Annotated in this window: 9 protein-coding genes and 1 riboswitch; of the genes, 4 read left to right on the forward strand and 5 right to left on the reverse strand. The window is 50.8% G+C overall.

Going from position 1 to position 12,611, the window contains the following annotated elements:
- The first annotated feature begins 11 nt into the window (after nt 1-11).
- Complete coding sequence (locus tag DFP97_RS12475) at nt 12-2,075, forward strand: beta-galactosidase (RefSeq protein WP_114380320.1); 2,064 nt, start codon at nt 12-14, stop codon at nt 2,073-2,075.
- Between the two features lie 64 nt (nt 2,076-2,139).
- Here the strand turns inward: DFP97_RS12475 and DFP97_RS12480 are convergent, their stop codons facing one another.
- From DFP97_RS12480 to DFP97_RS12490, 3 genes are all read right to left on the reverse strand, one after another.
- Entirely contained in the window at nt 2,140-4,359 is a 2,220-nt protein-coding gene (locus tag DFP97_RS12480; RefSeq protein WP_114380321.1) for a YhgE/Pip domain-containing protein, read from the reverse strand.
- A gap of 78 nt (nt 4,360-4,437) precedes the next feature.
- The gene (locus tag DFP97_RS12485) at nt 4,438-5,013 is read right to left on the reverse strand and encodes a TetR/AcrR family transcriptional regulator (RefSeq protein ID WP_114380322.1); all 576 of its coding nucleotides are present in this window, start codon (nt 5,011-5,013) and stop codon (nt 4,438-4,440) included.
- 329 nt (nt 5,014-5,342) lie between these two features.
- Nucleotides 5,343-6,782 (reverse strand): NAD(P)/FAD-dependent oxidoreductase, encoded by a 1,440-nt coding sequence (locus tag DFP97_RS12490; RefSeq protein ID WP_114380614.1) that lies wholly within the window; start codon nt 6,780-6,782, stop codon nt 5,343-5,345.
- A 59-nt stretch (nt 6,783-6,841) separates the two neighbouring features.
- Nucleotides 6,842-6,941, reverse strand: a riboswitch (purine riboswitch).
- Nucleotides 6,942-7,175: 234 nt separating this feature from the next.
- Between DFP97_RS12490 and ytxJ the strand changes: the two genes are divergently transcribed.
- Complete coding sequence (ytxJ, locus tag DFP97_RS12495; protein ID WP_114380323.1) at nt 7,176-7,514, forward strand: bacillithiol system redox-active protein YtxJ; 339 nt, start codon at nt 7,176-7,178, stop codon at nt 7,512-7,514.
- A gap of 101 nt (nt 7,515-7,615) precedes the next feature.
- Here ytxJ and DFP97_RS12500 read toward each other — a convergent pair whose 3' ends face one another.
- Entirely contained in the window at nt 7,616-8,659 is a 1,044-nt protein-coding gene (locus DFP97_RS12500; protein ID WP_114380324.1) for a phosphotransferase enzyme family protein, read from the reverse strand.
- Between the two features lie 267 nt (nt 8,660-8,926).
- A complete protein-coding gene (locus DFP97_RS12505) occupies nt 8,927-10,366 on the reverse strand; it encodes an amino acid permease (protein ID WP_245976202.1) in 1,440 nt (479 codons plus the stop codon).
- Between the two features lie 320 nt (nt 10,367-10,686).
- Here DFP97_RS12505 and DFP97_RS12510 point away from each other — a divergent pair, with 320 nt between their 5' ends.
- Entirely contained in the window at nt 10,687-11,301 is a 615-nt protein-coding gene (locus DFP97_RS12510; protein ID WP_114380326.1) for a PH domain-containing protein, read from the forward strand.
- Nucleotides 11,302-11,604: 303 nt separating this feature from the next.
- Complete coding sequence (locus tag DFP97_RS12515; RefSeq protein ID WP_114380327.1) at nt 11,605-12,543, forward strand: magnesium transporter CorA family protein; 939 nt, start codon at nt 11,605-11,607, stop codon at nt 12,541-12,543.
- The last annotated feature ends 68 nt before the right edge of the window (nt 12,544-12,611 follow it).

A 12,611-nucleotide genomic window follows, 5' to 3' on the forward strand; every position in this document is an offset into this window, starting at 1 on the left:
GGTGCGACAAGATGATTAACGCAAGCAAACCGAAAATTTGGTACGGCGGCGATTACAATCCTGATCAATGGGAGAAGCCGGTCTGGAACGAAGATTTGCGCATGTTCAAGATTGCCGGCATCGATGTGGCGACGCTGAACGTATTCGCTTGGGCGAAAAATCAGCCCGATGAGGAAACCTACGATTTCGCCTGGCTCGACGAAATCATGGACAAGCTTCACGCGGACGGAGTCGGCGTCTGTCTCGCGACAAGCACGGGGGCGCATCCCGCATGGATGGCGCGCAAATACCCTGACGTGCTTCAGGTCGATTTCAACGGCCGCAAACGCAAGTTTGGCGGACGCCACAATTCCTGCCCGAACAGCCCAACCTTTCGCAAGTATTCGGTGCGTATGGCGGAGAAGCTTGCGGAGCGTTATAAGGACCATCCGGCTCTTCTCATTTGGCATATCAACAACGAATACGGCGGCGCCGGGAATTGCTACTGCGACAACTGCGAAGCGGCTTTCCGCGAATGGGCGAAAGCGCGCTACGGTACGCTGGACGAGGTAAACCGCGCTTGGAACACAGCGTTCTGGGGCCACACGTTCCACGATTGGGAAGACATCGTCTTGCCGAGCGGCCTCAGCGAGGAATGGTTCGGTGCGAATGGGCGTACGGAAACGAACTTCCAAGGCATCTCGCTCGATTACGTACGCTTCCATTCCGATAGCCTACTCGAGTGCTACAAGCTTGAATACGAAGCAGTCAAGAAGCATACGCCGGATATTCCCGTCACCACGAATCTAATGGGTGCCTTCAAAAAGCTCGATTACCATAAATGGGCCAAGTACATGGATGTCGTGTCATGGGACAACTATCCCAGCTTCGATACGCCGCACAGCTACACGGCCATGATGCATGATCTGATGCGCGGCCTGAAAGACGGCCAGCCGTTCATGCTGATGGAGCAGACCCCGAGCCAGCAGAATTGGCAGCCTTACAACTCGCTCAAGCGTCCGGGCGTAATGCGATTGTGGAGTTACCAAGCGGTGGCCCGAGGCGCAGATACGATCTTGTTCTTCCAGCTACGCCGGTCGATTGGGGCCTGCGAAAAATATCACGGAGCCGTCATCGAGCATGTCGGCCATGAGCATACCCGCGTATTCCGCGAATGCGCCCAGCTCGGTGCGGAGCTCGGGAAGCTCGGCGATACGCTTCTGGACGCCCGGGTCAAGGCTAAAGTCGCCATTCTGTTCGATTGGGAGAACTGGTGGGCAATCGAAATGTCCAGCGGTCCGACCATCGCCCTCCGTTATGTGGACGAAGCGCACAAGTTCTACGATGCGCTGTACCGTTCGGGAATCGCGGCGGACGTCGTCAGCGTGGAAGCCGATCTCAGCGGCTATGATCTCGTCATCGCGCCCGTCATGTACATGGTGAAGAAGGGCGTGGCCGATAAGCTTGAAAAATACGTTGAAGCAGGTGGAGCGCTCATCACGACCTTCTTCAGCGGCATCGTCGACGAGAACGACCTGGTTAAGCTTGGCGGTTATCCGGGCGAGCTTCGGAAGCTGCTCGGTATTTGGGCGGAAGAAATCGACGCCCTGCTTCCGAGCCAGCGCAACCGGATCATCGTTCAAGGAGGCGCTCCCGGCTTCAAGCCGGAATACGAGTGCGGGATGATATGCGACCTGATCCATTCCGAAGGCGCCGAAGTGAAGGCCGTATACGGCGACGATTTCTATCGCGGCATGCCGGCGCTCACCGTTAACAAGTTCGGCTCGGGCGAAGCGTGGTACTTGGCGACGAGTCCGGAAGCGGCATTCCTAAGGGATTGGCTGCCGCAGCTGTGCGCTTCCCGCGGCATCGCCCCGCTCGTTCCCGCTTCTCCGGAAGGCGTGGAAACGACGCTTCGGGTCAAAGACGGAATAGAGTATTTGTTTGTGCTTAACCACAATGCAGAGGCGGAAACGGTCGATCTGGGCGAATTGTCCGGCATCGAACTGATCAGCGGGCGCGCGCTGCAGGGTGGCAAAGCGGAGCTCGCGGGTCATGATGTGTGGATCGTGAAGCTTCAGCAGCATCAAACTTAAAATTATAGCACCACACGAACATTAAGAGGCTGCCGTTAATCAACGGCAGCCTCTACTCATAATGCTATAGTTCTGATTTGACTGAATTGTTTTTGCGATGTGAAAATGTGAAATATGCGCAGCTTAACGCTCCGAACAATATAGCGATACCCGCGAGTGTTGCAGTATACTTCCACATCGAGCTGAAATCGCCGCTGGAGATAATATCCCGGAGACCTGCTACGGAATACGTCATTGGCAGGAATGGTGATATATTTTGCAACCAGCCGGGGATGAGCTCGATCGGGAATGTGCCGGCCGAGCTTGTTAATTGGAAAATCAATAAGATGACGGCGATAAAACGGCCCGGATTATTCATCGTTGCTACCAGGAACTGAATGATCATCATAAAGGTAATGCTCGTTAAAATCGTAAAGGCCAGGAATAGAGCCATGCTCCGTACCTCGAGTTTGAGCACATAGAGGAGCGCCGCATCTGCAATAAGCGCTTGTATCGTTCCGACAAGCACCAAGGTGAGCGCTTTGCTCCAGAACCAGGTCCAGCCGTTCGCCGGACGAACTGCCGGCTCGCGGACGGAATATACGATTGTCAGAAGCATGGCGCCTACATATAAACCAAGCGACAGGAAGTATGGAGCGAGCCCCGTGCCGTAGTTGGTCACCTCGGTTACTTTCTCAACGTCGAGTATGACCGGATCAGCGAACATGTCGACCATTTCATCCGTCAGCTTTAATTCATCTGTTTTCTCCGAAGCATCGCCCAGCTTGCCCGACAGCTCTTGCGTACCGTCATCCAGCTTTAACAGACCGGAAGCAACCTGCAGTGCGCCGTCCTCCAGCTTCACCGAACCGTCGACGAAAGACGTTAGACTTGCGGATAGCTTACCCAGACCCGTTGCCAGCTCTCCGGCGCCGCTGTTCAGCTGCTCTGCGCCAGCTGCCAGCTTCGCTCCGCCAGCGCTTGCTTCAGCCAGCTTCGAGCCGAATTGCTCCATGCCGCTTGAAAATTGCTCTGCGCCTGCTGCCAGCTGCTCGCCGCCAACCCCTAACTGCTTCCCGCCAGCAGCCGCTTCCTGCACCTTCGAATCAAATGCGTCAAGGCCTTCCGACACTTTCACCAGGCCTTCGTTCAATTGCGCTGCGCCGCCGCTTAATTGCGACTGGCTAGCGGAAGCCTTCTCCAAGCCCGCGGCCAAATCCTTGCTGGCTGCCAGTAAGGCTTTGAAGCTCTCGCTTTGCGCTAGTTGCGAATCAGACTGCGCAAGCTGCTCCATGCCTTTTGCCAGCTGTGCCGCACCTTGCTTTAGCTGCTCCGTTCCCGCCGCTGACGCTTCAAGCCCCCCAGCCAGCTGCCCTGCCGCCTGCTGTGCATTCAACGCACCCTCCGCCAGCTCGCCGCTGGCTCCGGACAACTGCGACAAGCCGTCGCTCAGCTTCACCGCTCCGGCCCCAAGCGAACCCGCGCCCGCGCCGAGCGATGCGGCTCCCGCGCCAAGCTGCTGCTGCGCCGCCTGAAGCTGCGCCAGGCCGCCGGCCAAACTCGCTGCGCCCTCGCTAAGCTCGGCGCTGCCCATGCTCAGCTGCGTCCCGCCCGCATCAAGCTTGGCGGCACCCTCCTGCAGCGTCAGCGATCCGCTGACGAGCTTAGCGAGATTTTGCTCGATGAGCACGGCGCCATCCTTCGCTTTCGCCGTGCCATCGGCGATTTCGCCCGCGCCGTCGCTCGCTTTTTCAATGCCATCGGCAAGCTCTTCCATTTGCTCAAATACCGTTCGCGTGTAGGCCGCCGTCACTTCCTTACCCAGCTCAGCTTTCATCGTATCGACGGCTTTACTTCCGATCTGCGAAGCCAGAAAGTTATAGCTCTCATTAGCGAGGTAAGTCAGCTGCGCCGGAGTTGGCTGATCCGATGTTAGCGAGGTTGTCTTCTCCGAGAAATCGGACGGTATTTCTATCGCCATATAATAGCTATGGTCTTTAAGACCGGATTCCGCCTCATCCTTGCTTACAAAATGCCATTCGAACTTCTCATTTTCCTTTAATTGTTCCTCAAAATCGTCTCCGACATGCATCATTTTGTCATTGTACTCATAGCCTTCATCCGCATTCACAACTGCTACCGGCATTCTGTCGAGATGTCCGTAAGGATCCCAAAAGGCTCCCAAAAACATAGAAGAATACATGACCGGAATCATTAATACTCCGATGACCGATATAAGCAGCATTTTATTCCGGGCGATCCCGGATAATTCCGCTCCAAACTGCTTGAATCCTCTAAACTTCAATGCTTCCACTCTCCCTTTTTTACTATCTGACCATATTTGTCATTTGGTCATTCTATTGGATAAAAAAAGGCATCCGGGCTATTCCGGTGCCAGTCCTACTTGCATGTAAAAGCGCAGCTGCTCAGCAACCTGCTGCTTCGTGAGCGGTTCGTGCGTCTTCTTCCATTCCACCGTGAGGGCCATATACAGCTTCAGCATAACGAATGCCGTCATTTCCGCATTGCATGGCTTGATCTCGCCTTTGTCGATGGCCAGCTGCACCTGCTGCTGGATGTAGCCAACGACCACTTTCTCGATCTGCTGAATGCCTTCAAGCGCCATCGGCGTCCCAATCTCGCGCACCTCATGCGATAGCTTGAGCGCCAGCTCGTGCTCCTCGCGGAATTCGAGCAGCTGCTCCAGCGCGGCATTCAAGTTATCGAAAAATCGCCGATTCGGATCAACGACCCTCTCCGCGACCTGCTTCATTTCAATAATAAGCCGTTTCATTATTTCATGAAACAACTCTTCTTTATTTGTAAAAAAAGTATAGATCGTCCCTTTGCCCACGTTCGCAATCTTCGCAACCTGATCCATTGTCGTCGCCTTGTAACCAAACAACGCAAACGACTTCGCCGCCGCATCCACAATCAGCTGCCGCCGGTCAACCGCCATCCCGCCACCTCCTGATAACTGACCAAAAAACCAAATTGGTCATATCGACAGAAGTAATCATAGCACGCTCTATTTTCGATTGCAATACCTTAACCGTATCAGCCGCAGCAGGAAGCACAACTCTATCCGTCTACGCCAGCTCGAGGATTGGATGAGTGGTAGACAAATTTTAAGGTGCATTTCTACACCTCATATCGCATCCATCGTCGATTCCCGAGGAATGAGATGCATTTCTGCACCTCATTCTGCTTACTCTCTACCCCACAGTCCATTCACAGCGCATATCCAGCACGGGTGACCCCATAAAATTTACTTTAAGCCCATCTAACTTACTTCAACCCCGCCTTATCCATCATACCCCGCGCGATCCACACGCCTGCTGCTCCCGCTTGCGCGAGGCCGCGCGTGATACCGGCGCCGTCGCCGCCGCAATACAAGCCGGCGATTTCCGTCTCGAACTTCTCCGTCAGCTTCGGACGGGCGGAGTAAAACTTCGCTTCGACGCCGTAGAACAGCGTGTGCTCGGATGCAATACCCGGTGTTACTTTTTCCAGCGCCTCCACCATTTCGATCAGACTGCGCATCGTATGGTATGGGAGCACCAGGCCGAGATCGCCCGGTACGGCCTCCTTGAGCGTCGGCTCGAGAAAACCCTCGCGGATCCGGCCTTCCGTCGAGCGCCGGCCTCGCATAATATCGCCGTACTTTTGCACGATGACGCCGCCACTCGACAAATCATTAGCCCTCTTGCAAATTTCACGAGCATATTCGTTCGGTTTATCGAATGGCTCCGTGAACTTATGCGATACAAGCAAAGCAAAATTCGTATTCTGCGAGCCAAGCGCCGGATCCTTATAGGAATGGCCATTAGCCGCCATGACCCCGCTATGATTTTCGACGACGACATGGCCTGACGGATTGCTGCAAAACGTCCGCACACGCGTACCGACAGATGTGTTGAATACAAACTTGCCCTCATACAAATGCTCGTTGATCTCCCGCATGACAACGTCGCTTGTCTCCACGCGAACGCCGACGTCGACTTGATTGTTGTACATGTGCAAGCGGCGTTTCTTCAATATATCCGTCAACCATTTCGAGCCGTCGCGGCCAGGCGCAATCATAACAAGATCCGCCTCGTGCGTCTCCCCGTTTTTGAGCGCAATCCCCTGCACCTTTTGCTTGCCATCCTGCTTAACCGTAGTAATATCCTCAACTTCAGCCTTGAACTTCATATCTACCCGGGTTTCCAGGTAAGCATAGATGGACTGTAAAATCTCTAAATTTTGCTCTGTCCCAAGGTGACGCACCTGCGCCCGCAGCAGCTTCAACCCCGCCGCGTAACCGCGCTGCTCGATATCGCGAATCGTATCCGTGGTCGGATCCGTTACCGAAGTTGTCGCGCCATGCTGCAAATTAATATCGTCGACGTAACGAATCAGCTCAAGCACCTTCGACGGCGATAAATAATCAGTCATCCATCCGCCAAATTCGGTTGTGATATTAAACTTCCCGTCGCTGTAAGCGCCGGCGCCGCCAAAGCCAGCGGTTATGGAGCAGGCCGGCAGACAGCCCGCAAAATCTTTTTTGCCCGCAGCGGGCGGACAGAGCTTTATTTTCTCCTCCAAAATCGGACAGCTGCGCTTATATATAGAATGGCCTTTATCCACCAGCAAAACTTTCCAGTGGGGTGCTTTCAATGTCAATTCGTAACATGCGAAAATACCGGCCGGACCGGCTCCAACCACAATTGCATCGTATTTGCTCATTTCTACAATTCCCCCTGAGTCGATTATGAACGCAAAAAAAATCCTGACCAAGAATAGGTATGCCAAAGCAGCCTATCCGTAGCCAGGAATTATCGGTTCCTTGTAGAAACCCTCAAACCGTATCTTTGAGGATATACGAACATTGGAATCATAACGCAAAATAACGAATGCGTCAACCACCTACTACATAAATGTTCGTATTCAATCCATATAAAACAAGAAATCCATTCCATGTCCCATCAATATCAACTAAAACCCGAACATTTAAACTCTGCTCGCCGCAAAGCCTCAGCGCTCTTATCCGCCCAAAGATGACTTTACTCATCATAAAAGGATATAATACTCGTACTATCATTATGATCTACTTTGCAGAAAAAAAGGAGTGTTCCCCCTATGCCATACAAAGAAATTACGTCCATTGAAGAATGGAACAGCGTCTATGAAAACTCGGCTTCCCGCCCTCTTGTGGTGTTCAAGCACAGCACAACTTGCCCGGTCAGCGCGAACGCTTATGAAGAGTTTAATAATTACTTGGACAGCAAGCCAAGAGAAGACGTTGAATATGTGCTCGTGAAAGTAATCGAGTCGCGTCCGGTTTCGAATCAAATTGCCGAAGACACATCCGTGAAGCACGAATCGCCGCAAATCATTTATATCGATAAAAAAGCTAAGGTTTGGACCGCATCGCACTGGTCGATTACGAAGGCGCACATTACAGCCGTACTCGACTAGCGCAGTACAAGATGGTCTAGTACGGGATACAATACGAAAATTAATTCTATGACCGTTTTCCGGTATTTCACCGGAGACGGTCTTTTTCCGCTGATCTTGCATTACCTGCAATCTGGATGATGAACGAGACTCCAAAAATCCAACTCAACCAAAGACCGCCCGGCGAGAACCCGCTCCCGGATTTCCGCAAACCAGCTCCTGAGACTGTCCGGCAGCGCGGTAACATCCATCTTTTTATGGATGACCAAATAGAGCGTCAAGTCTCTCATCTTCAGAAATACCGGCAGTTCTTCAAGCCACTCCGGCGAGAGTTGATACTCTGACGTATACCCTTCCCAGAATGCCAGAAAGAAATCCCGGGCGAATGATTCCCGGTCGCCATTGTACGCTTCGGGAGTTCCTCTGCTTACGGTGTAATACAACGGGATAGCCAAATCGTGGACAAACCAGTTATACGCTGCATCGTCAAAATCAAAAACCGTGATGCGCCCCTGATCCGTAAAGAAATTCCCCGCATGAATGTCACTGTGGATCAGACCGTAGCCGTCAGCTGGCATGGGTAAGCGCTTTAGATGAGTCAAAACGTCCTCCAGTCTTTCCCGGACAAGCGGCTCCTCCTCCTCCGGAATGTACTGATGCGCCCGCATGATCAGCTCATCCTGATCCCATTCGGGACGACGCGGAAAATCCGGTACGGTTGGGCGGTAGCCCTGTGTGACCCGGTGCATTCGTCCAGTAACCGCTCCCCATTCCCGGTACAAATCCGCATTCCAGATAGACGGATCTTTGGAATCCGGACGGTGCCCCGGCGCTTTCCGGAAGAGGCAGGCAATAAAGTAAGACTCCCCCGCATCGATTCGTTCAGCCAGCAGCGATTGAAGGGAAGGGATTGGTCCCGAAATCTCTTGTTCCAGACCAGATGCCGATAGATAAGCGATCCAATCCAGCTCGGCTCTTACTTCATCCAACGTCCGGTGACTGCTGTGGGTTAGCCTCAAAATAACTTCGGCACCTTCCTTATCCGCTTCATACACGTAATTTTCGAAGTCACCGAGCTTATTCCAAGCGTTTGCCTTCAGACCGAAACGAGCTGCTGCTTCCCGCAGAATGTCCTCCCCGAAAAGCTGCTCCACTTCTTGTTCCATATCGTCCTACCTCCCGTCAATTCGGCTGCAAATAACCCTCCTATACATTTTTAAGACACCGATTCGTGAACATAGTACCAAAAATAACCAGTCTTTCAAGCTTTTTATCAATTGTATTCAGACTTCTTCACTTCATGCAGTTCATGGTGATAGACCTGAAATTAGGAACCACTATTAGCCGGCAACATCCAGTTAACCCCTACACATTTAGAATAACATGGGTTTTATTAATTTCAGTTCAAGTTTTCTTAAAAGAAGGGCTGCCCCTCAAGTAAGTTTACCTACTTGTGGGACAGCCCCTTCTTTGCATGTATACCCTTCCACTCTTTCTTCCGGATCCAGCTTGCATTCCTCCAGCGTCAGCATCCTCGTGCGATGCTTCCATTTGTGACCGATGAAGATGGCAAGAAATAGCGGTATGCCGACATAGGAAGCGATGATGTAGCCCCAGTCTATTCGGCCGTCCTCTAAAGCGCCGACAAACTGCCCGCCGATTACAACGAGACAGAGCAGCATCGCGAGAATCGGACCGAAGGGGTACCATTTTGCCCGATAAGCCAAGTCTTCAAGGCTCCGCCCCTGTGCCACATACGCCTTGCGGAAGCGGTAATGACTGATCGCAATGCCTAACCACACGATAAACCCTGACATCCCCGATGCGTTAAGCAGCCACACATATACGACTCCGTCGCCAAAAAAAGAAGCGAGAAAAGCAAACATGCCGAGCGCGCCGGTCACAAGCAGCGATGCCACCGGAATGCCGCGCTCGTTCAGCCGGGCCAGGAAACGGGGCGCTTTCCCTTCCTTCGCCAGCACCCAAAGCATTCGAGTCGAGGCATACATGCCTGAATTGCCCGCCGAGAGCACGGAGGTTAGGATAACGGCGTTCATAATGGATGCAGCAATCGAAAGTCCAGCCTTCTCGAAAATAATCGTGAACGGGCTCGTCGAAATATCGCTGCTCGCGAGCTGTTCGTTCGTATGCGGAATCAGCAAGCCAATCAGCAGGATCGCAAGAATATAGAACAACAGGATGCGCCAAAAGATCGAACGGATCGCGCGGGGTATATTTTCACGCGGATTCTCGCTTTCGCCGGCCGTTACCCCGATCAGCTCCGTTCCTTGGAACGAAAAGCCCGCCGCCATGAATACGCCAAGCGTAGCAAGAAACCCGGCGGGAAACGGATTATCCGTCAGGTTGCGGAAGCCTGCCGCCTCCCCATTCCATATGCCGATAACCATCAGCAAGCCAATAGCAATGAATACAATAACCGTCACAATCTTAATCATGGCAAACCAATACTCCGACTCGCCGTAGCTTCTTACAGACAGCAGATTAAGCCCCAGCATTAACAGCAGGAATAGCCCGCTCCACAATATCGATGGACTGTCCGGAAACCAAAACTTCATAATCAATGTAGCTGCCGCCAGCTCGGCGGCGATGGTAATCGCCCAGTTGTACCAATAGTTCCACCCAAGGGCGAAGCCGAGCGATGGGTCGACAAAACGGGATGCATACGTACTGAACGTTCCCGATACGGGCATATGGGTAGCCATTTCACCAAGGCTTGTCATCAGAAAATAAACCATTATACCAATCAAAGCGTAAGCGAGCAGCGCTCCGCCTGGTCCTGCCGAATGGATCGCGCCGCCGCTGGCGAGAAATAGCCCCGTCCCGATTGAGCCTCCCAGCGAAATCATCGTCATATGCCGGGCCTTCAGCCCTCTGCGCAGCGAACCCGAACCTTTTTGTTGCTTATTCAAACGTAACACTCCATTCCATTTTGCTAAAGTCTTCCTGAGCAAGCATGTCCTATCCTCAGTTTGCATAATTTCCCCTTATTTATCCGCTAACCGTTTTCCGCTTTTAACGGCGTCCATGGGAAACTTCACGATTTTACGGCAATCGAGTGTGAATGTCCATGGGATTTTCTGTTAATGTGGAATTTCTGCCAAAAACAATTATATAATGTTGAGGTATTCATTCATTCATTCATTCATTCTTGGCATAAGAGAGGATTGGTATCATGTTCGGTAAAATTGCAGCAGATGTACTCGGGCTAAGCGATGTAGGCTCGGTCATTCACCCGGATAATTACAACAAGGTTGACTCTGACGATTATGTAATGCACGAGGATAATGAGAAAAGTTATTTTCTAATTAAATCGAAAGCCGATGAATATTGCTTTACCAACCAAGCGCTTATCCATCTTGACGGCACAAGCGCGATGAGCAAGAAACGGACGCTTAGACGCTACCCTTATAGCACCAACCCTATTTCAAACGTAGCGCTCGAAACGGCGGGAACGGTCGATCTCGACGTGGAAATTAAATTCACAATCGGCTCCGCTGCGCTGTCGATTGACGTGAACAAGAAATTTATTGAGCAGCTTAAAGACTTGTATAAGGCGCTCCTCAAAATTTCGGAAATCAACCGCGAGAACGAACAAACGCTTGATTATGCGAGACAAAGCTTAAATCTCGCATCCACTACGCTGCAGCAATTCCATAAAGGCGACTTTAATATCGTCGAGCAATTCGATGCGCTTAACAAGTCCGCCTTCACCTGGCTCGTGGACACTCACAAGCAATACCGGGTAAAGGATTTCGGAGCGGTCTTCGAGCGTTATATCAATAATTAGATCCGCATGGATTAGGGCGTGTGCGAAACAGCACACGCTCTTTTTGTTGGAATAATAGGGCGGAAATCCGAGTTGCAACTCCAAGCTGTCAGCGTATGATGATAAAAGTGCTTAACCATATTTACTATTAAGGAGTTGAGTTTTGTGAGTAGTCGAAGTTGCAGCGAACCTGAGCCCAGTTCATCCCATGCGGAGGTCATAAACGAACCATTCCTCAGAAGACTGATTACTGATCTAAACATCATCTCTTTTGTATGGCAGGGGCATTTTTGACTTCCTTATTAAAATGAGGAGGTTAACGTTATGATGAAGATTTTTTTGACTAATGAAGATGGAGCACTTCAAGAAACAACGGAGATTACATGCGGTTGCTGGGTTAATTTGGTGGCCCCGACCGAACAAGAGATTATTCATGTAGCTAATAAACTGCAAATTCCTATGGACTTTCTAAGAGACCCGTTAGATGAAGAGGAACGCTCTCGGATTGAGAAAGACGATGACAATATTCTAATTATTGTTAATATGCCTTTGATGTCAAAGGATGAGAAGGAAAACGCCATTTACGATACGATTCCACTTGGAATGATTATAGCAAGCGATTGTTTTATTACCATTTGCTTGAAAGACAACCCCATCTTCCACTCTTTTGCGCAAAGTAAAGTAAAACATTTTTTCACAAACAAAAAAACCAGGTTCTCGCTTCAAATCCTGTATTTAATAGCGACTTCTTTCCTGAAATATCTTAAACAAATCAGCAAAATGACTGACGAAATCGAGAAGCAATTGCAGCAGTCGATGAAAAATAAAGAGCTCTTTTCTTTATTGAATATGGAAAAAAGCTTGGTTTATTTCACAACCTCCTTAAAATCGAATAACATTGTCATGCAGAAAATGCTGAAAAGCAATTATTTGAAAATGTACGAGGATGACCAGGAATTGCTGGAGGATGTTATCATCGAAAATCAGCAGGCCATTGAAATGGCTGAAACGCATACGACGATTTTAAGCGGAATGATGGATGCTTTCGCATCTGTCATCTCCAATAATTTAAACATCGTTATGAAATTTTTGACTTCCATCACGATCATATTGGCTTTACCTACAATGGTGGCGAGTTTTTACGGCATGAACGTAAAGCTTCCCTTTCAAGAGTACCCCTATGCATTTGTTGGGACCATATTCATTTCCATCATTTTATCCAGCATCACAGCCGTGATCTTCTGGAAAAAAAGATTTTTCTAAACCAAGCGTAAACGGCTGTCGCCGTCCTTGGCGGCAAAAGATCGTTTCGCGGTGAACTTTTAAAAAAC

The sequence above is a fragment of the Paenibacillus prosopidis genome (assembly GCF_003337375.1).
GTDB classification, from domain to species: Bacteria; Bacillota; Bacilli; order Paenibacillales; family Paenibacillaceae; genus Pristimantibacillus; species Pristimantibacillus prosopidis.